Origin of the sequence: Aromatoleum sp., assembly GCF_032027225.1 — a bacterium.
Taxonomy (GTDB): Bacteria; Pseudomonadota; Gammaproteobacteria; order Burkholderiales; family Rhodocyclaceae; genus Aromatoleum.
This window is the reverse complement of record NZ_JAVSMM010000013.1, coordinates 55,325-79,725: the sequence shown is the minus strand read 5'-3', so window position 1 is coordinate 79,725 and position 24,401 is coordinate 55,325. Positions and strand designations below refer to the sequence as shown.

19 protein-coding genes are annotated in these 24,401 nt (G+C 66.2%); 14 read left to right on the top strand and 5 right to left on the bottom strand.

The genetic code is table 11. From position 1 onward, the window contains the following. Positions 1 to 24: 24 nt before the first annotated feature. The 4 genes from ROZ37_RS14595 to dnaA form a co-directional block, all read right to left on the bottom strand. Positions 25 to 396: a hypothetical protein gene (locus tag ROZ37_RS14595; protein WP_312660349.1), complete on the bottom strand. Its 372-nt coding sequence runs from the start codon at positions 394 to 396 to the stop codon at positions 25 to 27. Positions 397 to 716: 320 nt separating this feature from the next. Next, complete coding sequence (gene gyrB / locus ROZ37_RS14590; RefSeq protein ID WP_312660347.1) at positions 717 to 3,215, bottom strand: DNA topoisomerase (ATP-hydrolyzing) subunit B; 2,499 nt, start codon at positions 3,213 to 3,215, stop codon at positions 717 to 719. Positions 3,216 to 3,400: 185 nt separating this feature from the next. Continuing rightward, positions 3,401 to 4,507 carry a DNA polymerase III subunit beta gene (gene dnaN, locus ROZ37_RS14585; RefSeq protein ID WP_312660346.1) on the bottom strand — a complete coding sequence of 369 codons (1,107 nt, stop codon included), beginning with the start codon at positions 4,505 to 4,507 and terminating at the stop codon, positions 3,401 to 3,403. Between the two features lie 93 nt (positions 4,508 to 4,600). Further along, on the bottom strand, positions 4,601 to 6,028 hold the full coding sequence (gene dnaA, locus ROZ37_RS14580) for a chromosomal replication initiator protein DnaA (protein ID WP_312660345.1): 1,428 nt from the start codon (positions 6,026 to 6,028) through the stop codon (positions 4,601 to 4,603). Between the two features lie 285 nt (positions 6,029 to 6,313). Between dnaA and rpmH the strand changes: the two genes are divergently transcribed. From rpmH to ROZ37_RS14510, 14 genes are all read left to right on the top strand, one after another. Then, the gene (gene rpmH, locus ROZ37_RS14575; protein WP_002926183.1) at positions 6,314 to 6,448 is read left to right on the top strand and encodes a 50S ribosomal protein L34; all 135 of its coding nucleotides are present in this window, start codon (positions 6,314 to 6,316) and stop codon (positions 6,446 to 6,448) included. A gap of 1 nt (position 6,449) precedes the next feature. Beyond that, complete coding sequence (gene rnpA / locus ROZ37_RS14570) at positions 6,450 to 6,812, top strand: ribonuclease P protein component (RefSeq protein ID WP_312660333.1); 363 nt, start codon at positions 6,450 to 6,452, stop codon at positions 6,810 to 6,812. Next, positions 6,809 to 7,018: a membrane protein insertion efficiency factor YidD gene (yidD, locus tag ROZ37_RS14565; RefSeq protein ID WP_312660331.1), complete on the top strand. Its 210-nt coding sequence runs from the start codon at positions 6,809 to 6,811 to the stop codon at positions 7,016 to 7,018. The genes rnpA and yidD overlap by 4 nt, the downstream gene beginning before the upstream one ends. A 21-nt stretch (positions 7,019 to 7,039) precedes the next feature. After that, positions 7,040 to 8,698, top strand: a complete 1,659-nt coding sequence (gene yidC, locus ROZ37_RS14560; protein ID WP_312660330.1) for a membrane protein insertase YidC — start codon at positions 7,040 to 7,042, stop codon at positions 8,696 to 8,698. Next, a complete protein-coding gene (mnmE, locus tag ROZ37_RS14555; RefSeq protein WP_312660328.1) occupies positions 8,670 to 10,025 on the top strand; it encodes a tRNA uridine-5-carboxymethylaminomethyl(34) synthesis GTPase MnmE in 1,356 nt (451 codons plus the stop codon). Before yidC ends, mnmE begins: the two co-directional genes overlap by 29 nt. A gap of 204 nt (positions 10,026 to 10,229) precedes the next feature. Further along, positions 10,230 to 11,009, top strand: a complete 780-nt coding sequence (locus ROZ37_RS14550; RefSeq protein ID WP_312660420.1) for a TSUP family transporter — start codon at positions 10,230 to 10,232, stop codon at positions 11,007 to 11,009. A 300-nt stretch (positions 11,010 to 11,309) separates the two neighbouring features. Then, positions 11,310 to 12,632, top strand: coding sequence for a 16S rRNA (cytosine(967)-C(5))-methyltransferase RsmB (gene rsmB / locus ROZ37_RS14545; RefSeq protein ID WP_312660327.1), 1,323 nt, complete (start codon positions 11,310 to 11,312; stop codon positions 12,630 to 12,632). Next, positions 12,586 to 13,179 (top strand): DUF4390 domain-containing protein, encoded by a 594-nt coding sequence (locus ROZ37_RS14540; protein ID WP_409449967.1) that lies wholly within the window; start codon positions 12,586 to 12,588, stop codon positions 13,177 to 13,179. Before rsmB ends, ROZ37_RS14540 begins: the two co-directional genes overlap by 47 nt. Further along, the gene (locus ROZ37_RS14535) at positions 13,176 to 15,296 is read left to right on the top strand and encodes an ATP-binding protein (RefSeq protein ID WP_312660326.1); all 2,121 of its coding nucleotides are present in this window, start codon (positions 13,176 to 13,178) and stop codon (positions 15,294 to 15,296) included. The genes ROZ37_RS14540 and ROZ37_RS14535 overlap by 4 nt, the downstream gene beginning before the upstream one ends. A gap of 1 nt (position 15,297) precedes the next feature. Further along, positions 15,298 to 16,542 (top strand): response regulator, encoded by a 1,245-nt coding sequence (locus tag ROZ37_RS14530; protein ID WP_312660325.1) that lies wholly within the window; start codon positions 15,298 to 15,300, stop codon positions 16,540 to 16,542. 87 nt (positions 16,543 to 16,629) lie between these two features. After that, on the top strand, positions 16,630 to 18,033 hold the full coding sequence (gene trkA / locus ROZ37_RS14525) for a Trk system potassium transporter TrkA (RefSeq protein WP_312660323.1): 1,404 nt from the start codon (positions 16,630 to 16,632) through the stop codon (positions 18,031 to 18,033). A gap of 3 nt (positions 18,034 to 18,036) precedes the next feature. Further along, positions 18,037 to 19,494 (top strand): potassium transporter TrkG, encoded by a 1,458-nt coding sequence (locus tag ROZ37_RS14520; RefSeq protein WP_312660321.1) that lies wholly within the window; start codon positions 18,037 to 18,039, stop codon positions 19,492 to 19,494. Positions 19,495 to 19,596: 102 nt separating this feature from the next. After that, positions 19,597 to 20,667, top strand: a complete 1,071-nt coding sequence (hemE, locus tag ROZ37_RS14515) for a uroporphyrinogen decarboxylase (protein ID WP_312660320.1) — start codon at positions 19,597 to 19,599, stop codon at positions 20,665 to 20,667. Between the two features lie 643 nt (positions 20,668 to 21,310). Beyond that, complete coding sequence (locus tag ROZ37_RS14510) at positions 21,311 to 23,485, top strand: primosomal protein N' (protein WP_312660319.1); 2,175 nt, start codon at positions 21,311 to 21,313, stop codon at positions 23,483 to 23,485. A 3-nt stretch (positions 23,486 to 23,488) separates the two neighbouring features. On the opposite strand, the gene ROZ37_RS14505 is transcribed toward ROZ37_RS14510, so the two are convergent. Continuing rightward, positions 23,489 to 24,388 (bottom strand): ROK family protein, encoded by a 900-nt coding sequence (locus ROZ37_RS14505; protein WP_312660318.1) that lies wholly within the window; start codon positions 24,386 to 24,388, stop codon positions 23,489 to 23,491. Between the last annotated feature and the right edge of the window lie 13 nt (positions 24,389 to 24,401).

The following is a 24,401-nucleotide window of genomic DNA, read 5'->3' as shown; positions in this document are numbered from 1 at the left end:
CCGCTCGCCCCGCCCGTTCCTGCGCTACTTCGCGGGAACGATCTCCGTGTCCTCGACCAGCAAGGGATACAGGTAGCCGCTGCCGAAGTCGCGATCGAGGACGACGCGCCCGGTCGCGACGACCTGATCCCCGACCGCTGCCGTCTGCTTGCTCGTGACGATGAGCCGGTTGCTGTTTTCGTCCCCGGTGCCGTCCTGCAGATGCACGAAGTTGCGGCCCATGATGCCGTTGTTCACCTTGACGACCTTGCCTTCTACGCGCACGAGCTTCCCGCCGAGCGCCGTCTTGTTCTGATGCAGCGCCGCGACGGTTTTCGGCACCGCGTCTTCTGCAAACGCCGCCGGCGAGCCGATGGCGACCGCCGCCGTGAATGCGAGGATCAGAAGTGATTTCATGCGAATTTCCTGGAAGGGAGAAGGCGCGCGAAGACGCCCGAGGGATTGACGCCGGCATTGTACGCGAGCGGGCGCGCCGGGAGGTCGGCGCGCGGGGACGCGCTTTCAACCCCGGACATCGGCCGCGAGCTTGATCGGCGGGAAGCGCGCAGGCGCGCGCGCAAGGACGGAATCGTCGAGGCGACAGACAACAAAAGCCCCGCGTTTACGGTCGGTTTGCCTTTCGGCATATCTTTCAAAATACCGCCTCTGAAAGAACTGTCCGGCCACGCGGGGGTGATTTCATTCTAGGTCGAGATCTACCGGTTTCAAGGAAAAGATCAGACGTCGATGTTCCGCGCGTACAGCGCGTTCCCCTCGATGAATGCGCGTCGCGGTTCGACGTTGTCGCCCATCAGCGTCGTGAAGATCTCGTCGGCGGCGATCGCGTCGTCGATCTGCACCCTCAGCAGGCGGCGCACCGCCGGGTCCATCGTCGTTTCCCACAGCTGCTCGGGGTTCATTTCGCCGAGGCCCTTGTAGCGCTGCTTCGTCAGGCCGCGCTCGACCTCCGACAGCAGCCAGCGGATCGCTTCGGAGAAGCGCGTGATCGCGCGGCTCTTTTCGCCGCGGCGGATTTCCGCACCGGGGCCGATGAGGTCGGAGATCGCTTCGGCGGCCGTGCGGATGCTGCGGTAGTCGCCGGTGACGAGGAATTCCTCGTCGATCGATGCGAGGCGGCGATTGCCGTGATGCATGCGCTCGATCGCGAGGCGCCAGGCGTCGGCTTCGTCGTGATATTCGGCGCGGATCGTCACGCCCGGGGGCAGGTGGGGTTCGATGCGCGCCGCCGAGTCACGGGCGGCGGCTTCGTCATCCAGGCTCACGGCGATGTTGTGCGCGAGCATCGCGTGCAGCACTGCCGGGTCGACGTAACCGGCAAGGCGGTTGATGACCGCTTCGGCGAGCAAGTAGCTGCGCGCGAGGCCGCCGAGCGCTTCGTCGGTGATCGGCTGCGCGCCGTCGTGCGGAATCAGCACTGCGCCCTCGAGCGCCAGCTTCAAGAGGTGCTGGTTCAGCGCGTTCTCGTCCTTGATGTACATCTCGTTCTTGCCGTGCTTGATCTTGTACAGCGGCGGCTGCGCGATGTAGATGTGGCCGCGCTCGACGAGCTCGGGCATCTGGCGGTAGAAGAAGGTCAGCAGCAGCGTGCGGATGTGGGCACCGTCGACGTCCGCGTCGGTCATGATGATGATGCGGTGGTAGCGCAGCTTCTCCGGCTTGTAGTCTTCCTTGCCGATGCCCGTGCCGAGCGCGGTGATCATCGTCGCGATCTCCTGGCTCTGGAGCAGCTTGTCGAAGCGCGCCTTCTCGACGTTGAGGATCTTGCCCTTCAGCGGCAGGATCGCCTGGAACTTGCGGTCGCGGCCCTGTTTCGCGGAGCCGCCGGCGGAGTCACCCTCGACGAGGTAGATTTCGCACAGCGCCGGGTCCTTCTCCTGGCAGTCGGCGAGTTTGCCCGGCAGGCCGACGCCGTCGAGCAGCCCCTTGCGTCGCGTCATCTCGCGCGCCTTGCGGGCGGCGTCGCGGGCGCGCGCGGCTTCGACGATCTTCGCGCAGATCGTTTTCGCGTCGATCGGGTTTTCCTGCAGGTAGTCGCCGAGCTTGTTCGCGACGACCTCTTCGACCGCCGGCCGCGCCTCGCTCGACACCAGCTTCATCTTGGTCTGGCTCGCGAACTTGGGGTCCGGCATTTTCACCGACAGCACGCACGCGAGCCCCTCGCGCATGTCGTCACCGGTGATGTCGACCTTCGCCTTCTTCGCGATCTCGTGCTCTTCGATGTATTTGTTGATCACGCGCGTCATCGCGGCGCGCAGGCCGGTGAGGTGCGTGCCGCCGTCGGCCTGCGGGATGTTGTTCGTGAAGCACAGCACCTGCTCGGCGTACGAGTCGTTCCACTGCATCGCGACTTCGACCGAGAGTTCGGCGTCGTGCCCGGCGCCGGTCGGGATCCGCGTCGTGCCCTCGGCGTAGAACACCGTCGGGTGCAGCACGGTCTTCGCGCGGTTCGCGTATTCGACGAAGCCCTTCACACCGCCGGCGAACGCGAAGTTCTCTTCCTTGCCGGTCCGCAGATCGATGAGGCGGATCTTCACGCCGTTGTTCAGGAACGACAGTTCGCGCAGGCGTTTCGCGAGGATGTCGTAGTGGAATTCGACGTTGCCGAAAATATCGTCGTCGGCGAGGAACTGCACCTTGGTGCCGCGCTTGGTGGTGTCGCCGGTGACGCGCATCGGGCTCGTCGGCACACCGTCGACGATCTCGATGACGCGGTCCTGCGGCACGCCGCGGTGGAACTCGAGGAAGTGCTTCTTGCCGTCGCGCGCGACGGTCAGGTGGAGCCATTTCGACAGCGCGTTGACGCACGACACGCCGACCCCGTGCAGGCCGCCCGACACCTTGTAGCTGTTTTGGTTGAACTTGCCGCCAGCGTGCAGCACGCACATCACGATCTCGGCCGCGGAGCGCCTCGGCTCGTGCTTGTCGTCCATCTTCACGCCGACCGGAATGCCGCGACCATTGTCGGTCACGGAGATCGAGTTGTCCGGATGGATCGTGATGACGATGTCGTCGCAATGGCCGGCCAGCGCCTCGTCGATCGCATTGTCGACGACCTCGAACACCATGTGGTGCAGGCCGGTGCCGTCGGACGTGTCGCCGATGTACATTCCGGGGCGCTTGCGCACCGCTTCCAGCCCTTCGAGCTGCTGAATGCTGGACTCGTCGTAGGCGGCGGGTGCGAGGGGGGTTTGCGGTTGGACTTGCGGTTCGGACATGGTCATCTCGGTTCGGCGGCCCGCGCGTCGCAGGCCGGCCTTGCATCAACAATCAAAGAACGGGGCACTCGCGTCGCACGCGGGCGCCGGAATCGACCCGCGACGGCGGGCGCCGCGAATGCGAGCGCGCACGGCACAGCCGCCCGGCTGGCCGTGGCATTCGTCGGGACGGACGGCCGGCTCGGTCAAATCCGCATCGGCATCACGACATACTTGAAGCTGTCGTTGCCGGGCAGCGTCACGAGCGCGCTGGAATTGCCGTCGTTGAAACGCCACTCGATGCGGTCGCTTGCGGCGTTGTTGAGAACGTCGAGCAGATAAGTGACGTTGAAGCCGATATCGAGCGGGTCGCCGTGATAATCGACTTCGAGCTCTTCCTGCGCTTCTTCCTGCTCCGCGTTCGTGCTGACGATCTTCAGGCTGCCGTCGCCGAGGACGAGCCGCACGCCGCGGAACTTCTCATTCGTCAGGATCGCCACCCGCGATAGCGTGGCGAGCAGCGGCGCGCGTTCGAAGGTCAGGAGCTTCGGGTGGTTCTGCGGAATCACGCGCTCGTAGTCGGGGAACTTGCCGTCGATCAGCTTCGACACGAGTTCGATCGGGCCGAAGCGGAACACGACCTGGTTGCCGGCGAGGATCACTTCGAGGGGATCTTCGGTGTCGGCGAGCTGGCGCGCGAGCTCCATGACGGTCTTGCGCGGCAGGATCACTTCGGTGCGGGGCGTTTCGGTTTCGAGGGCGCTGGCGGCGAACGCGAGGCGATGGCCGTCGGTCGCGACCATGCGCAATTCGTTGCCGGCGACGATCAGCAGCAGGCCGTTCAGGTAGTAGCGGATGTCCTGCTGCGCCATCGCGTACGCGACCTGCGCGAGCTGGCGCTTGAAGCTTTTCTGGCTCACCTGGAAGCGCGTGGCTTCCCCGTCCGGCAAGTTCATCCGCGGGTAGTCGGCGGCGGGCAGCGTCTGCAGCGCGAAACGGCTGCGGCCGGCCTTGACCGTCAGGCGCTTGTCGTCGAGCGTCAGATTGACGCCGCCTTCCGCGGGCAGCGCGCGCAGGATGTCCTGCAGCTTGCGCGCGGCGACCGTGATCGAGGCGTCCTCGCCGCCGATGTGCCCGGCGGTCGTCGTGCGGATCTGGATTTCGATGTCGGTCGCGAGCAGCGTCAGCTGGTCGCCGTGCTTCTCGATCAGCACGTTCGACAGGATCGGCAGCGTATGGCGCTTTTCGACGATGCCGGCGACCGACTGCAGCGGGGCGAGGAGCGCGTCGCGGGTGGTGTTGAGCAGAAGCATGGCGTCAGTGTTTTCCGGTTTGTGTAATGCGGTTGTTCCGGGCCGGGCGCGCGGCGGCGTGTTGTGGAGCAGGAGCGGAAGGGCGATGATGCGTCATCCCCTCAGGACCTGGGTCAGGACGTGGACGTCGTGGTTCAGCTGGTGGTCGCCGAGGCGCAGCTCGGCGATCGTGCGGCACGCGTGCATCACGGTGGTATGGTCCCGCCCGCCGAATGCTTCGCCGATCGCCGGCAGCGACATCGGCGTGAGGTCCTTCGCGAGCCACATCGCGACCTGGCGTGGCCGGGCGATCACGCGCGTGCGCTTCTTCGAGTGCATGTCGGCGACCTTGATCTTGTAGTAGTCGGCGACGGTCTTCTGGATGTGCTCGATCGTCAACTGGCGGTTGTGCGCGTTCAGGAGGTCCTTCAGCGCGTCCTTCGCGACTTCGAGCGAGATGCCGCGGCCGTGGAAGCGTGCAAATGCGACGACCTTGTTCAGCGCGCCTTCGAGCTCGCGGACGTTCGAGCGCAGGTTCTTGGCGATCAGGAACGCGACGTCGTCGGTCAGATCGACCTTCAGCGCTTCGGCCTTCTTCTGCAGGATCGCGACGCGCATCTCGAGCTCGGGCGGCTCGATCTGCACCGTCAGACCCCAGTCGAAGCGCGAGATCAGGCGGTCTTCGAGGCCCTGGATGTCCTTCGGATAGGTGTCGCAGGTGATGACGATCTGCTTTCTCGCCTCGGTCAGCGCGTTGAACGCGTGGAAGAATTCTTCCTGCGTGCGGTTCTTGTTGTTGAAGAACTGGATGTCGTCGATCAGCAGCAGGTCGAGCGAGCGATAGTAGCGCTTGAACGCGTCGAAGCTCTTCTGCTGGTAGGCGCGCACGACGTCGGCGTAGTAGTCCTCGACGTGCACGTAGCGGATCACCGCGCGCGGGTTCTGCTGGTAGACGGCGTTGCCGATCGCGTGCACGAGGTGCGTCTTGCCGAGGCCGACGCCGCCGTAGACGAACAGCGGGTTGTACGACGTACCCGGGTTCTGCGCGACCTGCATCGCGGCGGCCCGCGCGAGATCGTTCGCACGGCCGGTGACGAGCGTGTCGAACGTGAAGTCGGCGTTCAGGCGCGTCTTCTCGTACGCGAGATCGGACACCGTCGCCGACGGCGGGGGTTCGACCGGCCGCGTCACAACCGCCGGAGCCGCCGGGGCGGCGATCGGCGACGCCGCGGCTGTCGTGGCGGCGGAAACGACGGCGGCGAGCGGTCGCGCTGCGGCACGGGCCGTGTCGGCTGCCGGCAGCACGAGTTCGAGTCCGATCGGCGCACCGTGGAATTCTTCGCCGAGCTCGCCGATCCGCCGCAGGTAGCGCTCGCGGACCCACTGCATGACGAAGCGATTCGGGGCGAGGAGGCGCAGCGCCGGGCCCGTCTCGGGATGGTCCAGTTCCACCTTCAGCGTCTTGATCCACGTATTGAACTGTTGCGGGGGCAGTTCGTGCTCGAGGCGCGTGAGGCAGAAGGACCAGAAGTCTTGGTTCACGGATTGGACGGTTTGTGCTTGCGACACGGGTTTCATGGCGCGCCCGCCTCCATTGTTCACCAAGCGACGAGGGGCCGCGTTGATGGCATTGCAGGGACGCTTTCGCTGGACGACGACCGAGAGCGGCGTGGGCGGGGTTGCCCTGTGCGCTCGACCGAAAGCGGAAACGGCGAATTCTACCCTCCGCGGAGAAAGTTATCCACAGGTCGCGGCAAAAATTCTTCTGGACAAACAGGGAATTATCCGATTCAATACCGCGTTTGACCCAAATACTGGCAGACCGAAATGAAACGCACCTATCAGCCTTCCGTTGTCCGTCGCAAGCGCACCCACGGCTTCCTGGTTCGCATGAAAACCCGTGGCGGCCGCGCCGTGATCCGCGCTCGGCGTGCCAAGGGACGTCACCGTCTCGCCGTCTGAGGTGAGCAGCCCGCTGGGCGTTGACCAGCGGTTTCTCGACGCCTACAGAATAAGAAAAACGGATGAGTATTCATCCGTTTTTGCTTTCCGGCGGGCGTTCAAGGGGCGCTACGTCGTCGTTCATTATCGCCCCAACGAGCTCGAAACGGCACGCCTCGGCGTGGTGGTCGCGAAGAAGCTCGCGAAACGTGCCAACTTGCGCAACCTCGTGAAACGTATCGTGCGCGAACAGTTCCGTAAAATCCGGCACGCACTGGCCCCCCATGATCTGGTCGTGCGGCTGAACGCGCCGGTGGGTCAGGCGACGCGGGCGATGATCAATGAGGATGTGGCGCGGCAGCTGGAGCGGTTTCGACGATCATGAAGCATCTGCTCCTCGGCTTGTTGAGCATCTACCGGTACGGCATCAGCCCTATGCTCGGGCGCAACTGCCGCTTCTACCCGAGCTGTTCGCATTATGCACACGAAGCGATCGAGCGGCATGGGGCATTGCACGGGGGCTGGCTCGCGGCGAAACGCTTGGGCCGTTGCCATCCTTTCCATCCCGGCGGGTATGATCCCGTCCCCTGAACCCGACTGAAGAATAATCCGATGGATCAGCGCCGCCTCATACTCGTCCTCGTCTTCCTGTTTTCCACCGTGATGCTGTGGAATGCATGGCTCCAGCACAATCGGCCTGCTCCGACGGCGCCCGTTCCCGCGGCGACCGGCGTCGAGGGAGCCAGCGTTCCGACGCCGACTCCCAGCGCCTCCGCGGTGAGGGGGGCGGCAATTCCGGGTGCGGCAGCCGCGATTGCGCCGGCTACGGCGGCGCCCCGCGTCACCGTCCGCACCGACCTGATGGTCGCCGAAGTCTCGGCGCAAGGTGGCGACATCGTCCGGCTCGAACTGATCGAGCACAAGGGGAGCGCCGATGAGACGAAGAACTTCGTGCTGTTCGACGACGGCGCGAAGCATATTTACGCGGCCCAGACCGGGCTGATCGGCGATGGCTTGCCGACGCACAAGACGGTTTTCGAGCTGCCCGCCGGCGAGCAGATCCTGAAGGAGGGCGAAGACACCGTGACGCTGCGGCTCGAGGCACCGGAGCAGAACGGTGTCAAGGTCGCGAAGCTGATGACCTTCCACCGCGGCAATTACACGGTGGACGTCAAGTACGAGATCAACAATGCCGGCGCAAGCCCGATCGCGCCGCACGCGTATTTCCAGCTGACGCGCGACGGACAGCCCGCGGAAACGGTCGAAGCCTTCGGCGTGAACACGTTTTTCGGCCCGGCGTTCTACACCGAGGAAGAGAAGTTCCAGAAGGTCAAGTTCGAGGATATCGAGAAGGGCAAGGCGAAGTTCGCGAAGAAGGCAGGCGATGGCTGGGTGGCGATGGTCCAGCACTACTTCGTCAGCGCGTGGCTGCCCGAGGGCGCGGGCGAGCGCGAATTCTTCGCGCAAAAGGTCGGTCCGGACCTGTATTCGTCGGGCGTGATCCTGCCGGTCGCCGCGATTCAGCCCGGCCAGAGTGGCGCGGTCGAGGCGCGTCTCTATGCCGGCCCGCAGGAGCAGAACAAGCTCGAAAACATCGCGCCCGGGCTCGACCTGGTCGTCGATTACGGCTGGCTGACGGTGATCGCCGCCCCGCTGTTCTGGGTTCTCTCGTGGGTCCACAACCTCGTGGGCAACTGGGGCTGGGCGATCATCATCGTGACGGTGCTGATCAAGCTGCTGTTCTTCCCGCTGTCGGCGGCGAGCTACAAGTCGATGGCGAAGATGCGCGTGCTCGGTCCGCGCATGCAGCGCCTCAAGGAGCTGTACGGCAACGACAAGGCGAAGATGCAGCAGGAAATGATGGAGATGTACCGGAAGGAGAAGATCAATCCGCTCGGCGGCTGCCTCCCGATCCTGGTGCAGATTCCGGTGTTCATTTCGCTGTACTGGGTGCTGCTCGGCAGCGTCGAGATGCGTCACGCGCCGTGGCTCGGCTGGATTCAGGATCTGTCCGCGAAGGATCCGTACTTCATCCTGCCGATCATCATGGGCGTGTCGATGCTCGTGCAGATGAAGCTCAACCCGACGCCGCCCGATCCGATCCAGGCGAAGGTGATGATGGCGATGCCGGTGGTCTTCACGTTCATGTTCCTTTGGTTCCCGTCGGGCCTGGTCCTGTACTGGGTCGTCAACAACATTCTGTCGATCGCGCAGCAGTGGCAGATCACCCGGATGATCGAAGGTGGAAAGAGCGGAGCCAAGCCTGCCTGACACAATCGCGGCCGTCGCGACCGCACCGGGTCGCGGCGGGATCGGGGTCGTCCGCGTCTCCGGTTCCAACCTCGAAAGCTTCGCCCGCGCACTCACGGGCAAGGCCCCCGAACCCCGCACTGCGGGGTTCGTTCGTTTTCTGGATGCGGCCGGCGCGGCGATCGACGAAGGCATCCTGCTGTATTTTCCGTCGCCTCGCTCCTTCACTGGCGAAGACGTCATCGAACTGCAAGGGCACGGCGGGCCGGTCGTGCTGCAGTTGCTGCTGACGCGCTGTGTCGAACTCGGCGCACGCCTCGCCGAACCGGGTGAATTCTCGCGGCGCGCCTTCCTGAACGGCAAGATGGATCTGGCACAGGCCGAGGCGGTCGCCGACCTGATCGAAGCTTCGACGGTCGCTGCGGCGCGATCGGCGGTGCGTTCGCTGTCCGGAGCGTTCTCCGACGAAATCCACCGCTTGACCGATGCGCTGATCGATTTGCGGATGCTGGTCGAGGCGACGCTCGATTTTCCGGAAGAGGAGGTCGAGTTTCTCGAGAAGGCGCGCGCCCGGGAGCGGCTTGACGCGATCCGCGCGCAGCTCGAAGCGGTTCTCGACCGCGCCCGGCAGGGCGCGTTGCTGCGCAGTGGCATGAACGTGGTTCTCGTCGGGCAGCCGAATGTCGGCAAGTCCAGCCTGCTGAACCGCCTTGCGGGCGAGGAGCGGGCGATTGTCACCGAGGTCGCGGGGACCACGCGTGACGCGCTGCGCGAGACGATCGCGATCGAAGGCATTCCAATTCACATCGTCGACACCGCGGGCTTGCGCGAGACGCAAGACCGGGTAGAGCGGATCGGGGTAGAACGTACGTGGCGCGAGATCGAGCGCGCCGATGTCATTCTGCGCATCGTCGACGCGCGCGGCGGAGTGCAGCCCGAGGACGTGGCGATCGATGCCGGCCTTCCGGCGGGGATCGAAAGAATTACGATTTTCAATAAAATCGATCTATGTGGTGTCGAAGCGTCGCGGGAGGTGCACGGCGCTGCGGTGACGCTCCGGATTTCGGCCCAAAGTGGTGACGGGATCGATCTGCTGCGCGCGGAATTGCTCCGCGTAGCGGGATGGCACGCTCACGGACAGGACGTCGTGCTCGCGCGGGAGCGTCACCTCGTCGCACTGCGGTCGGCACTGGTGCACGTCAACGCGGCGACCGGGCAATATGCGGCATTGGAACTGTTCGCCGAGGAGTTGCGCTCGGCGCAGGAGTCTCTCGGTGAGATCACCGGCGAGTTCTCCGCGGACGATCTGCTCGGGGTGATTTTTTCCCGGTTCTGTATCGGCAAATAGCCAGGGCTGAGGATTCTGTTCCGGTAGGCCTCACTCGGGTACGTGCGATCGATTCGGGGCCAGTGACGAGCCAGTCGGGCCTCCTAGGGGCCGTTGCCCGTCGTTCCTTTCGAACCGCCGGGCCGTCGATGTCGGGTGGATTCGCCGGCTTGTTATAGCGGCCGCTGCCGACGCGTTAATCCAGTTTCACGTGAAACAAGCAGAATGGAAAACGTCGCTCATTTCCTGCCGTTACTCGGTATCGCCGCGTTCTTCGCCGGGCTCGTCGATGCGGTCGTCGGTGGCGGGGGGCTCATTCAGATCCCGACGCTTTTCACGGTGTTTCCCAACGCGATGCCGGCAACCCTGTTCGGCACCAACAAGCTGGCGTCGATCGTCGGGACCGCTAGCGCAGCGGTCCAGTACGCCCGACGCGTCGCGATTCCGTGGGGAGTCGCTCTTCCCGGCGCGGTCGCCGCGCTCGCGGGTTCGTGGTTCGGGGCACGCGCGGTCGCCTATCTTTCGCCCGAGATCCTCAAGCCGCTGGTATTCGTGCTTTTGATTGTTGTCGCGGCGTACACCTTTCTGCGCAAGGACTTCGGCGTCGGTGAGAACCTTGCGCAGGAGGGACCTGGTGCGATGGCCAAGGTAGCGGCGATGGGCGGCGTCGTCGGGTTCTACGACGGGTTCTTCGGGCCGGGTACCGGCAGCTTCCTGATCTTTCTTCTGATCAGGTTCCTGCGCATGGATTTTTTGCGAGCGTCGGTGACCGCGAAGATTCTCAACGTCGCGACGAACCTCGCGGCGATCGCCTTTTTCGCCCTCAACGTCGACCTGCTATGGAAGGCTGCTGCGGTCATGGCGTCGTGCAACCTCGGGGGCGCTGTGGTCGGCTCGCGTCTCGCCTTGCGTCACGGCGTAATGTTCGTGCGCAAGATGTTTCTCGGGGTGGTGTGTGTGCTGATCGCGAAGATGGCATACGACCTGTTGGTTCACCCGGGTTGATTGAGGCGCGGCGTTTCACGTGAAACAGACAAAGGTTTCGCGGCACGCGCCCGCCTTTTCGCAGAGCTGAAAATCGCGCGGCGTGGCTGGCGCGCCGTGCGACTCGGCCGAGGTGTCACGCTGGAATCCGTGGCCGCCCTAAGCTTGCTGGTCGGGTTCGTGCGTCCGATCTGGGGGCGAGCGCCTTGGCGGTATTACAATAGACTCCGCACCTAGCGCCGCTCAGGCGTTGCCCACTTATCTCGCGCCCCGCTCGCTGCACTATGCGTGGCGTGCTTTCCGACCGGTACCCCGATACTCGTGACGTCACGCTCCCGCCTCGTCAGAAGTCCTTCCGCGCTTGCGCCGGAAAGTCTTGCTTTCGCGCTCTCCCAGGCCGCAGATCTCGTCGCGGCCGTGCTCGACGGCCGCAACCTCACGGACGCGTACGAACAGTGGCTCGGGCGCCATCCGCAGTGGCCCGACGGCACGCGCGGTGCGGTACGCGACCTCGCGTGGGGCACGTTGCGCGATTACGGCCGCGGGGATCTCGTGCTTCGCGAACTGCTGCACAAGCCTCTCCCGCCATCCCTGCACGCATTGCTGCTGGTTGCGTTGTACCGCCTCGCAACGCGGCCCGAGCAGGCACATACGATCGTCGACCAGGCCGTCGAGGCAGCCGCAGTGCAGGCGCCGGGCTTGAAAGGTGTCGTCAACGGCGTGCTGCGGAACCGCTTGCGTGATGCCGACGCGTTCCAGCGGCGGCAAGACAGCGACCCGGTCGCTCGCTATCGACACCCCGATTGGTGGATCCGACGGATGCGCACCTCGTACCCGGAGCAGTGGGAAGCCGCGCTCGAGGCGGGGAATCAGCGACCGCCGATGGCCGTGCGGGTGAATCCGCGCCGCGCGAGCGTCGAGACGGTCGAAGCCGAGTTCCGCGCGGAAGGCATCGGCTGTCGTCGCGTCGCCAACGACGCGCTCGTCCTCGATTGCCCGACCGCCGTCGCGGCGCTGCCGGGCTTTGCAGCTGGTCGTGTTTCGGTGCAAGACGCAGGCGCGCAATGGACCGGAGCTTGGCTCGACCTTGCGGACGAACAGCGCGTGCTCGACGCGTGTGCGGCGCCCGGCGGCAAGGCGGCGCAGATCCTCGAGTCCGCGGACGTCGAACTCGTCGCGCTCGAACTCGATCCGACGCGTGTTCGGCGCATCAACGAAAATCTCGCGCGGCTCGCGCTCACTGCCGATGTGAAAACCGTCGATTGCCGGCGGGTCGACGAATGGTGGGACGGCCGGCCGTTCGACCGCATCTTGGCCGACGTTCCGTGCTCCGCATCCGGCGTGGCCCGACGCCATCCCGACATCAAGTGGCTGCGGCGCCGAGAGGACATTCCGCGTTTTGCGGCACAGCAGGCCGAAATCCTCGAGGCGCTCTGGCCGACACTTGCGATCGGCGGCAAGCTGCTTTACGTGACCTGCTCGGTTTTCGACGAAGAGAACAAGTTGCAGATTGACCGATTCCTGGCCCGACACCCCGACGCGCAACGCGAGGTGATCGGGAACCGCCCCGAACAACAGCTCCTGCCCAACGCTGATCATGACGGTTTCTTTTACGCGCTTCTTCGCAAGCACCGCCAGTCGTAGTCGAGCCGCGCTGCTGGCCGTGCTGTTGGCCATGGCGACCTTGCCCGCGCTCGGCGAAGGCCGCATCAGCTACGCCGAGATCGTGCCGAGCGAGGAGGGCTACGTCGTCAATGCGGACATCGACCTCGACCTCAACCCGCGGCTCGTCGACGCGGTGGCGCGCGGCGTGTCGCTGTATTTCACCGCCGATTTCGTCCTCGAGCGCGCTCGCTGGTATTGGCTGGATCAGGTGATCGCGGAGCGAAGTCTCGACTTCCGCCTGTCTTACCATGCGATCAGCCGAAGCTACCGGCTGTCGGTTGGCAATTTCCATCAGAGTTTCGACACGCTGGATGCCGCCGTCCGGACGATGCTGCGTATCCGGAGCTGGCAGATCGTGCCGATCGACGAGCTCGAACCGGGTGTCTCGTACAGCGCCGCCCTCAGGTTCCAGTTCGACACCAGCCTGTTGCCGAAGCCGTTTCAGGTCACCGCGATCGGCAGCCGAGACTGGAACCTCGGCACCGATTGGCTGCACTGGACCTTTCTCGCCGGGGCGGGGCGATGAGGCGGGTTCTGCTCGTCGTCGTCGCCGCGATCGCCGGGATCTCGCTGTTTCTGCTTGCGTCGGCGAGCGCGAACACCGACCTGTTCGCGAAGAGCTACCCGTATCTCCTCGCGATCAACGGCGCCGTCGCGGTCGCGCTCGGCGGGCTGGTCGCATTCCAGCTCCGCGTGCTGTGGCGCGAGTACCGCGCGCGCGAGTTCGGGTCCCGCATCAAGTACCGCCTGATGCTGATGTTCGCGCTGATGGCGCTCGTGCCGGGAATGGTCGTCTACGCGATGTCGCTGCAGTTCGTCGTGCGCAGCATCGAATCCTGGTTCGACGTCCGGGTCGACTCGGCGCTCGAGGGGGGCATTGCGCTCGGCCAGAATGCGCTCGACTACTTGTCGTCCCAGGTCGCCGACAAGGCGCAGGACATGGCGCTCGAACTCGAGATCGCCGATCCGCTGTCGCCGGCGCTGCTGAACCGCCTGCGCGAGCGCGCCGGCGTCAGTAGCGCGACGGTCATCGACGGCGCCGGGCAGATCCTCGTCACCGCCTCATCTGAGCTTTCCGGCTTCCTGCCCGAACTGCCGACGCTTTCCCAGCTGCGTCAGGCGCGCCAGGCGCAGCGCTATCACATCGTCGACACCCAGCCCGACGGGGCGTTGACGATACGCGTCGTCGTACCGATTCCGTCGCGTGTCCTGAGCGTCGAGTCGCGCTACCTCCAGCTCACACAGCCGGTGCCGCAGACTTTCGGCCGCCACGCCGAAGCCGTCCAGGAGGCCTACCGCGAATACCAGCAGCTCACGCTCGGACGGACCGGCCTGAAGCGCATCTATACCCTGACGCTGACGCTGACCCTGCTGCTCGCGTTGCTCGCAGCGGTCGCCGTCGCGTTCGTGCTGACCCGCAGGGTCGTCGCGCCGCTGCTGATCCTCGCCGAAGGGACGCAGGCCGTCGCTGAAGGAGACCTCAGTCCGCGCCAGGCGCTGCCCGCGCGCGACGAACTCGGCGTCCTGACGCAGTCGTTCAACCGCATGACGCGGCAGCTCGTCGAGGCACGCGACTCGGCCGAGCGCAACCGCGCGGCGGTCGAATCGGCGCGCGCCTATCTCGAAAGCGTGCTCGCGAACCTCTCGACCGGCGTGCTCGCCTTCTCGGCGACCGGGACGCTGCGCGCAGCGAACGCCGGAGCGATGGCGATCCTGCAGGACGAATTGCAGGGCTTCGAGGACGTCGATCTGCGCCAGTGGCCGAGGCACGAACGCTTTCGCGACGCGCTGCTGAAGGGTCTCGACGAAAACGAAGGCGACTGGCAGGAACAGCTCGAACTGACCGGGGAGGACGGCGGCCTGCAGACCCTGCTGATTCACGGCGCGCGCCTGCCGGCAGCGTCGGGAGGGGGCGTTGTCGTCGTGTTCGACGACATCACGCGAATGATCGCCGCTCAACGCACCGCCGCGTGGGCCGAGGTCGCCCGCCGACTCGCGCACGAGATCAAGAACCCGCTGACGCCGATCCAGCTGTCGGCCGAGCGCCTCGCCTACAAGCTCGCGGACCGTCTCGACGACGATGGGCGCGAAACGCTCGAGCGCGCCACGCGCACGATCGTGAATCAGGTGGAGGCGATGAAGAATCTCGTGAACGGCTTTCGCGATTATGCGAGACTGCCCAGCCCGGTAATGGGCCGGCTCGATCTCAATGCGCTGGTCGCCGAAGTGCTGAATCTCTACGAGAGTTCGCCGGTGTTGGTGAGGGCGGAGCTCGGGCGCAAGCTGCCCCTCGTCGCCGGCGACGCTAGCCAGTTGCGCCAGGTGATTCACAACGTGCTGCAGAACGCCGAAGATGCCGTCGCGGGGCAGGCGGAAGGCATCGTGACGCTGGTGACGCGCCAGGACGGAGACCTCGTCGCGCTCGTGATCGGCGACAATGGCCCGGGCTTTCCGCCGGAGTTGCTGACGCACGCGTTCGAACCGTACTTCACGACGAAGAGCCGCGGGACGGGCCTCGGCTTGGCGATCGTGAAGAAGATCATCGACGAGCACGGCGGCGACATCCGCCTCGCGAACCCGGAGGCAGGGGGCGCCGAAGTGCGCATCCGCCTGCGGGCCGCGATACCAATCAGTGACAAGTGATATGGCGAAAATACTTATCGTCGACGACGAAGTCGGCATCCGAGAATTGTTGTTCGAAATCCTGAGGGACGAAGGTCACGACGTCATCCTCGCGGAAAATGCAGCTGCGGCGCGCGGAGCGCGCAACGAGGCACGACCGGATCTCGTTCTTCTCGACATCTGGATGCCGGATACCGACGGCATCACGCTGTTGAAGGAATGGTCGGCGAACGGGCAGCTGACGATGCCCGTCGTGATGATGTCCGGCCACGGCACGATCGACACCGCGGTCGAGGCGACGCGCATCGGCGCGATCGACTATCTGGAAAAGCCGATCGGTCTGCAGAAGCTTCTTGCGGCGGTGAAACGCGGGCTGCAGCGCCCGTCGTCGCCGGGAACGCCGTCGCCGCTGACGCTCGCGGCCTTCACGCGCTCGGTGCCTTTGCGCGAGCTGCAGCGGCTCATCCAGCAGGTGGCGTCGAACTCGCGCGTGCTGCTGCTGCGCATCGGCCCCGGCAGCCTCGCCGAGCTCGCAGCGCGCAGTTTCCACGCGAAAGGCGCGCCGTGGCTCGACCTGTCTGCCGTGTCGCCGCCGCTCGACGTCAATCAGCTGCAGGCTTGCCACGGCGGCGTGCTGTTCGTGCCGGAGCTGTCGCGGCTGTCGCGGACGCAGCAGAAAAATCTCGCGTTCGCGCTCGAGCGCCTGGACCGCTACGACCTCAGGCTGGTCGTCGCGACGGACCACACGATGGACGCGCTGGTCCGCGAAGCTTGGGACGAGCTGCTCGTCGCGCGGCTGTTCGAGGTCAGCCTCGCACCGCCGTCGGTGGCCGACATCCGCGACGACTTGCCCGAGCTCGCGGCGCAATTGCTGCTGCATCTCGTCGAGGCGGGCGAAGTGCCGCGGCGGCAGTTTTCTACTGCAGCGCTGAACACCTTGCGCGCGCAGGCGTGGAACGGGGGCTATACCGAGCTGCGCGCGGCGGTGAAGTCGCTCGCGCTCGGCACGCTCGACGAGGAGATCGGCCTCGCGGACGTGAGGCGCCTCTTGATGCCGACGACCGAAGGGAGCGCGGGCGTGTCGCTCGACCAGCCGCTGCGCGAGGCGCGCGAAGCTTTCGAGCGCCTGTATTTCGAGCATCACCTGCGGCTCGAAGGCAGCAACATGACACGGCTCGCCGAGAAAAGCGGGTTGGAGCGCACGCATCTTTACCGCAAGCTCAAGCAGCTCGGACTGCAGGCGAGCCGCAAGAACGAGGAGCTCTGAAAAATGGTGCAGTGCAGCAACGGCCGGCGCGACAGAAGGGCGTCGTCGGTTCGGCTCCGTGAATCCTGAGCCGCGGCTTCGACCACGATGAAGATCATCATCCTCGGCGCTGGCCAGGTCGGCGCCTCGGTCGCCGAGAACCTGGTATCGGAAGCCAACGACATTACGCTCGTCGATACCAGTGCCGAGCATCTCGAAATCCTGCGAGACCGGCTCGAATTGCGCACCGTGCGCGGGAACGCGGCGTCGCCGAGCGTGCTGCGCGAAGCCGGCGCGGACGATGCCGACCTCCTGATCGCGGTCACGCAGTCGGACCAGACGAATCTGTGCGCGTGCCGCGTCGCGAAGACGCTGTTCAACCTGCCGACGCGGATCGCCCGCCTGCGCTCGACGGATTTCGTCGATCACCCGGAGCTGCTGTCCGAGGAGAACTTCGCCGTCGATTTCTCGATCTGCCCCGAGCAGATCGTGACCGACTACATCAAGCGGCTGATCGCCTTTCCCGAAGCGCTGCAGGTGCTGGAGTTCGCCGAGGGTGTCGTCAGCCTGATCGGCGTGCGCGCTTTCGAAGGGGGCCCGCTGGTCGGCCATCCGCTTAAGGCGCTGCGCTATCACATGCCGAACGTCGAAGTGCGGATCGCCGCGATCTACCGCGAAGGCGAGGCGCTGATTCCCGAAGGCGATACGATGATCCTGCCGGGCGACGAAGTGTTCTGTCTCGCTTCGACGGTACATATCCGCCAGGTGATGCGCGAACTTCGGCGCTCCGACCTGCCGATGCGCCGGATCATGATCGCCGGCGGCGGCAACATCGGCCTGCGGCTCGCGCGCTCGATCGAGGGCGAATACAACGTCAAAGTGCTCGAACTCGACAAGCTGCGCGCGGAAGTAATCGCGACCCAGCTGTCGCGGGCCCTCGTCCTGCGCGGCGATTCGACGGACGAAAAACTGCTCGAGAACGAAGGCATCGACGAGATCGACCTGTTCGTCGCGCTGACCAACGACGACGAGGACAACATCATGTCGGCGTCGCTCGCAAAGCGGATGGGCGCGCGCCGCACGCTGGCGCTGATCAACCGCCGCAGCTACGTCGACCTGGTGCAGGGCGGCCCGATCGACATCGCGATCTCGCCCGCGCAGACGTCGATCGGCTCGCTGCTCGCGCACGTGCGTCGCGGCGACGTCGTCGCGGTCCACAGTTTGCGCCGCGGTGCCGCGGAAGCGCTCGAGATCATCGCGCACGGGTCCGAGAAGGACTCCAAGGTCGTCGGCCGCAAGATGCAGGACGTCGCGCTGCCGAAAGGGGCGACGATCGGTGCGATCGTGCGCGACGAACGCCGCCCGGACGGCAAGGTGATGCGTCGCCAGGTCGTGATTCCGCATCACGACACCGTCATCGAAAGCGGCGACCATGTGATCGTGTTCTGCACGCACAAGAAGCTGGTTCGGCAAGTCGAGAAGCTGTTCCAGGTCGGCTTCACGTTCATGTAAGCCATGCGAGCCTACTTCCCGGTTCTCAACGCGCTCGGCCTGATCGTCCTGATTTTCGCGCTGCTGATGGGGTTTCCGCTCGCGGTGTCGTACTTTCTCGGCGACGACGCGACCCGCGCGTTCGATCACGCGCTCCTGATCACCGGCGCGGCCGGCCTGCTGCTGTGGCTGCCGACGCGCGGCGTCCGCCGCGACCTGCGGCCGCGCGACGGCTTCCTGCTCGTCGCGCTGACGTGGATCGTGACGCCGATCTTCGGCGCGATCCCGCTCGCGAGCTACCTGCCGAGCCTCTCGGCCGTGGACGCGTATTTCGAGGCGGTGTCGGGGCTGACCGCGACCGGCGCGACGATTCTGCGCGGGCTCGACACGCTGCCGATCTCGGTGAACCTGTGGCGCACGTTCATGCACTGGATCGGCGGCATGGGCGTCATCGTGCTCGTCGTCGCGATCCTGCCGCTGCTGGGCATCGGCGGACGTCAGCTCTTCAAGGCCGAAGTGCCCACGCCGATGAAGGAATCCAGCCTCACGCCGCGCATCACGGAGACCGCGAAAGGCCTGTGGCTGACCTATTCGCTGCTGACCGCGGCGTGCGCGGTGAGCCTGTGGCTCGCGGGGCTCGACGGCTGGCAGGCCTTGATCCATGCGTTTTCGGTCACCGGCCTCGGCGGTTTCTCGAGCAAGGACGCGTCGCTCGGCTACTTCGACGACGTCTCGGTCGACCTCGTCGTGATCGCCTTCGCGTTGCTCGCCGGCCTCAACTACGCGACGCACTATCTCGCGCTGCTCCGCCGCAGTCCGCGCCCTTATCTCGCCGACCCCGAGTTGCCCTTCTATTTCGGCGTGCTCGCGCTGAGCATCCTCGGTCTGACGCTCTATCTGATGCAATTCGGCGCGCATCCCGACTTTCTGACGACGCTGCGCTACGTCGCCTTCCATGTCGTGTCGATGTCGACCTCGCTCGGGCTGGCGACCTACGACTACACGCTGTGGCCGATGTTCGCGCAGATCTGGATCCTGTTCCTCGGCAGCTTCATCGCCTGTTCGGGCTCGGCCGGCGGCGGCATCAAGATGATGCGCGCGATCATCCTCTACAAACAGGTGTTCCGCGGCATCGTGCGCTCCTTGCACCCGCAGGCGGTGCACCCCGTCCGCCTGGGCAGCCAGCCGGTATCCGACGACGTCCTCCACGCGGTGCTCGGCTTCAGCTTCATGTACATGGTGACGATCGTGTCGCTGACGCTCGTGCTGTCCGCGACCGGGCTCGACATCATCACGGCGTTCTCCGGCGTCGTCGCGTGCCTCAACAACACCGGCCCGGGACTCGGCGACATCGGCCCGACATCGAACTACGAGATCCTCACCGACGTGCAGACGGGCGTGCTCGCCTTCACGATGATCCTCGGTCGCCTCGAGATCTTCACCCTCCTCGTCGTGCTGACGCCGGTGTTCTGGCGGCGCTGACCGCGCCGTTGGCTGCGGGGGGCGGGATATCCGGGGTCGGCATCCCTGGCGAAAACGCGGATAATCACGGATTGCCGAATCGGCCGACAAAAGGATGCGAACGTGAGCCGCCTCAAGAACGATACTTTCCTGCGTGCGCTGCTGCGCGAACCGACCGAATACACGCCGTTGTGGCTGATGCGCCAGGCCGGCCGCTATCTGCCGGAGTATTGCGAGACGCGCCGGCGCGCCGGGAGCTTCCTGAACCTGTGCAAGAGCCCTTCCCTCGCGTGCGAAGTCACGCTGCAACCGCTCGAGCGCTACGACCTGGACGCGGCGATCCTGTTCTCGGACATCCTTACGGTGCCCGACGCGATGGGGCTCGGGCTGTATTTCGTTGAGGGTGAAGGCCCGCGTTTCGAGCGCCCGCTGCGCGACGAATGGGAGATCCGCAACCTCGCCGCGCCCGACCCGCACGTCGAACTGCAGTACGTGATGGACGCGGTCGCCGAAATCCGCCGCGCGCTCGACGGGCGCGTGCCGCTGATCGGCTTCTCGGGCAGTCCGTGGACGCTCGCGTGCTACATGGTCGAGGGCGGCTCGTCCGACGACTATCGCAAGATCAAGACACTCGCCTATAGCCGCCCCGACCTGCTGCACCACATCCTGTCCGTCACCGCCGACGCCGTCGTCGCCTACCTCAACGCGCAGATCGAAGCCGGGGCGCAGGCGGTGATGGTGTTCGACTCGTGGGGCGGCGTGCTTTCCGAAGCCGCGTACCGCGAATTCTCGCTGCGCTACCTCGAACGCGTGGTCGCGGGCCTGACGCGCGAACGCGACGGCCAGCGGGTGCCGAACATCGTGTTCACGAAGGGCGGCGGCCTGTGGCTGGAGAGCATCGCGGCGACGGGTTGCGACGCGGTCGGGCTCGACTGGACGATGGACATCGGACGGGCGCGCGCGCTCGTCGGCGACAAGGTCGCGCTGCAGGGCAACCTCGACCCGTCGGTGCTGTTCGCCCCGGGCGACGCGATTGCGACCGAGGCGAAGCGGATCCTCGACTCGTTCGGGCCGCATCCGGGTCACGTGTTCAACCTCGGCCACGGGATCTCGCAATTCACGCCGCCCGAGGCCGTGTCGGTGCTTGTCGACACGGTGCACGAGCACAGCCGCAAGCTGCGCAGCGGCCGCTGAGCCTGGCGGAGCGGGACGGGGAGCGCTCTCGATACGGGCGCTCCCCGCCGCGATCCGGCACACGGGACGTCGCGACGCTTTGCCGCGATGCCATGCGCGCCCGTCGCGCCCACACATCGCTCGCCACGCCGGCGCGGGGGTTTCGGCTGGCGCGTGACGCGGGCTACATGGTGGGCGAAGGATGCCGATACCGTTTCCGGTCCCGCTCGATGAATGTGGAACACCGGCATTTCCTGGCCGCGTCCATTCGCGCAAAAGTCCGGGCGCCGGGACATTCCGGCGGCTCTCCGCTCGCACCTGTCAAGAATAAAATCTTTTTCGGCGGCTTGACTTATGCACATCAACCCGTTCCGGGTGCGAACGGATGCGAGACAGGTAGTACAAACGTCACGGTTTTCTAAGTGTCTGTAAAATAAGAAAAAACGATTTGCCTACTGTTAAGGCAAAGTGACAGAAGGGCTTGCTCGGCGCCGGGTTCACGGCGTTTCACCCAAGCTGTTCACAAAGTTATCCACAGAATATGTGGACAAGGTCGCTAAGGGTTTCCCATTAGGCAGTTAGTGGCTTTTTCCAGGTACCGATTTAAGTTCGCGCCGCAAATCGTTGAAACGAAACGGGAAGCGGCGAACGAGAGCACTTCTGCATGCCGGTCGTCCGCGTTTCGCTCCCCGTTCCGATCCCGCAACTCTTTGATTACACGTCGGAAGATGCGACGGCAGGGGATATCGGCCGCTGCGTTCGGGTGCCGTTCGGGCGGGGCGAGAAAAGCGGCGTGATCGTCGACCTGCCGGCGGCGTCCGACGTCGCCCCCGTGCGCCTCAAGTTGGTGCGTCACATCCAGCGCGAGGTCGCACCGCTGCCGGCGGACTGGCTCGAACTGGTCGGCTTCGTCGCCCACTACTACCACGCGCCGCTCGGCGAGGTCATCGCGCTCGCGTTGCCGCCCGGTCTGCGACGGGCCGATGCGGTCAGCGACCGCGACGCGGACCCGCTGCTGGCGCTGACCGACGACGGACGCGCCGCGCTGAAGGCGGGTCGCCGCGAGAGCCGGGCGTTGTCGCTGCTGCGGGAACTCGACGTCGCGGGCGTCGTGCGGCGCAGTGTCGCGCGCGCCCTGCCCTCGGGGGAAAGCGTCGGAGACGCACTGCGGCGCGGCTGGATCGCCGCGGTGAAGGCGACCGATCCCGCCGCGTGCAGCCTCGACGGGCTCCCCGAACTCACGGCCGAACAGCTCGCGGCGGTCGACGCGATAGCCGGTGCGCCCGCCGGTTTCGTGTCGTGGCTGCTGCACGGCGTCACCGGCAGCGGCAAGACCGAGGTGTATCTGCGCCTCGCAGCGCGGGCGCTGCAGGCGGGGCGCCAGGTCCTGATGCTCGTGCCCGAGATTGCGCTGACGCCGCAGCTCGAATCCCGCGTCGCCGGCCGCTTCCCGTCGGCGAACGTCGTCAGCCTGCATTCGGCGCTCGCCGAAGGCGCGCGCTCGCGCGGTTTCGTGCAGGCGCTCGAGGGCCACGCCGACATCGTGCTCGGCACGCGGCTGTCGGTCTTCGCGCCGCTGCCGCGACTGGGCCTGATCCTGGTCGACGAGGAACACGACGCGTCCTACAAGCAGCAGGAAGGGGTGCGCTACTCCGCGCGCGACGTTGCGGTGTGGCGCGCGCGGCAGCGCGACGTGCCGGTCGTGCTCGGCTCGGCAACGCCGTCGCTCGAAAGCTGGCACCACGTGCGTGAGGGACGTTACCGCGGGCTGCGGCTCACCGCGCGTGCGATCGCGAGCGCGCTGCCGACCGTGCGGCGAATCGACACCCGGCGGCTGCGGCTCGACGAGGGCTTGAGCCCGGCGCTGCAGGCGGCGATCGCCGCGCGCCTCGAACGCGGCGAACAGAGCCTGGTGTTCCTAAATCGCCGCGGCTACGCGCCGGTGCTGTCGTGCCCGGCGTGCGGCTGGGTCAGCCAGTGCCCGCACTGCTCGGCGAACCTCGTCGTGCACCTCGCCGATCGGCGGCTACGCTGCCACCACTGCGGTTGCGACAATGGCATCCCGCATGCGTGTCCGGTATGCGGCAACCAGGACATCCAGCCGTTCGGCCGTGGCACGCAGCGCATCGAAGCGCGGCTCGGGGAGCTCTTCCCGACCGCCCGCGTGTTGCGCGTCGATCGCGATTCGGCGCGCACCCGCGGGCAATGGGAAAGCCTGCTCGCGCGGATCGCCGCCGGCGACGCGGACATTCTCGTCGGCACGCAGATGATGGCGAAAGGGCACGATTTTCCGAACCTCACGCTGGTCGGTGTCGTCGGCGCGGACGCGTCGCTGCACGCGGCCGATTTCCGCGCGCCGGAGCGCCTCTTCCAGCAGTTGATGCAGGTCGGCGGACGTGCCGGTCGCGCCCACCTCGCCGGCGAAGTGCTGGTCCAGACCGAGTACCCGGACCACCCGCTGTACCGCTGCCTCGTGCACCACGACTTCGACGCGTTTGCCGCGAGCGCGCTCGACGAGCGCCGCCAGGCCGGTTTCCCGCCGTTCACGTACCAGGCGATGCTGCGCGCCGACGCGCCGGCGCTCGATGACGCGATGGCCTTCCTCGCGCATGCGAAGAGGCTCGCGCAGGAGAGCGCGCCGGAAGGTCTGCGCGTCTTCGACGCGGTGCCGATGCGGCTGACGCGGCTCGCGCGACGCGAACGCGCCCAGCTCCTCGTCGAAGCGGACGTGCGCGGCGTGCTGCAGGAGTTCGTCGGCCGCTGGATGCGGATACTGCGCGGGCAGCGGGTCGGCCGCGAGCTTCGCTGGCAGCTCGATATCGATCCGCTCGACGTCTGACGATCAGGTTGCCGGCCACAGCCACGCGGCGCCACGGACGCCCGAGGAGTCGCCGTGCGCGCTCGGCACGAGCCGCGTGACGACCGAATCCGAGAACACGTGCGCGCGCCAGAGATCCGGCACGTTGCGGTACAGGCGATCGAGCCGCGAGAGGCCGCCGCCGAGCACGATCACGTCCGGGTCGAGGATGTTCATCACCGCTGCCAGCGCGCGCGCCAGCCGATCCTCGTAGCGCGCGAGCGTCGCGTCGCATTCGGCGTTGCCCTGCCGCGCCGCGCTCGCGATCTCCGCGGGCGTCATCGCGCGGCCGGTCCTGCGCTGATGATCAGCGGCGAGGCCGGGACCCGACAGATAAGTCTCGATGCAACCGCGACGGCCGCAATAGCATCGCGGAAACGGCAGATCCTCGCCTTCGGCGAGCGGCAGCGGCATGTGGCCCCATTCCCCGGCGATCGCGTTGGCGCCGACGAGAAGCTCGCCGCGAACGACGATGCCGCCGCCGACGCCGGTGCCGAGGATGACGCCGAACACGGTTCGCGCACCTGCTCCGGCGCCGTCAGCGGCTTCGGACACTGCGAGGCAGTTCGCGTCGTTCGCGATCCGCATTTCGCGCTCGAGACGGACTGCGAGATCGTGCTGCAGCAGGCGCCCGTTCAGGCAGGTCGAATTCGCGTTGCGGATGCGCCCATCTCGCGGGGACGGCGAGCCCGGCGTGCCGATGCCGACGCTCGCCCGGGCGCCGATTTCCCGCTCCGCCGCTTCGACGAGAGCGGCAACTGTCTCCACGGTGGCGGCGTAGTCGCCCTGCGGCGTCGGCACGCGGCGGCGCAGCCGTTCGTCGCCGTGCCGGTCGAGCACGACGATTTCGATCTTCGTGCCGCCGAGGTCGATCCCGATCCGCATCGCCGCCGCAAGC

What these genes read in the sequence shown, in the direction of transcription:
- ROZ37_RS14595 (WP_312660349.1), bottom strand. Translation starts at nt 396, where the DNA reads ATGAAATCACTTCTGATCCTCGCATTCACGGCGGCGGTCGCCATCGGC.
- gyrB (WP_312660347.1), bottom strand. Translation starts at nt 3,215, where the DNA reads ATGTCCGAACCGCAAGTCCAACCGCAAACCCCCCTCGCACCCGCCGCC.
- dnaN (WP_312660346.1), bottom strand. Translation starts at nt 4,507, where the DNA reads ATGCTTCTGCTCAACACCACCCGCGACGCGCTCCTCGCCCCGCTGCAG.
- rpmH (WP_002926183.1), top strand. Translation starts at nt 6,314, where the DNA reads ATGAAACGCACCTATCAGCCTTCCGTTGTCCGTCGCAAGCGCACCCAC.
- yidD (WP_312660331.1), top strand. Translation starts at nt 6,809, where the DNA reads ATGAAGCATCTGCTCCTCGGCTTGTTGAGCATCTACCGGTACGGCATC.
- yidC (WP_312660330.1), top strand. Translation starts at nt 7,040, where the DNA reads ATGGATCAGCGCCGCCTCATACTCGTCCTCGTCTTCCTGTTTTCCACC.
- ROZ37_RS14550 (WP_312660420.1), top strand. Translation starts at nt 10,230, where the DNA reads ATGGAAAACGTCGCTCATTTCCTGCCGTTACTCGGTATCGCCGCGTTC.
- ROZ37_RS14540 (WP_409449967.1), top strand. Translation starts at nt 12,586, where the DNA reads ATGACGGTTTCTTTTACGCGCTTCTTCGCAAGCACCGCCAGTCGTAGT.
- ROZ37_RS14535 (WP_312660326.1), top strand. Translation starts at nt 13,176, where the DNA reads ATGAGGCGGGTTCTGCTCGTCGTCGTCGCCGCGATCGCCGGGATCTCG.
- ROZ37_RS14530 (WP_312660325.1), top strand. Translation starts at nt 15,298, where the DNA reads ATGGCGAAAATACTTATCGTCGACGACGAAGTCGGCATCCGAGAATTG.
- trkA (WP_312660323.1), top strand. Translation starts at nt 16,630, where the DNA reads ATGAAGATCATCATCCTCGGCGCTGGCCAGGTCGGCGCCTCGGTCGCC.
- ROZ37_RS14520 (WP_312660321.1), top strand. Translation starts at nt 18,037, where the DNA reads ATGCGAGCCTACTTCCCGGTTCTCAACGCGCTCGGCCTGATCGTCCTG.
- ROZ37_RS14510 (WP_312660319.1), top strand. Translation starts at nt 21,311, where the DNA reads ATGCCGGTCGTCCGCGTTTCGCTCCCCGTTCCGATCCCGCAACTCTTT.
- ROZ37_RS14505 (WP_312660318.1), bottom strand. Translation starts at nt 24,388, where the DNA reads ATGCGGATCGGGATCGACCTCGGCGGCACGAAGATCGAAATCGTCGTG.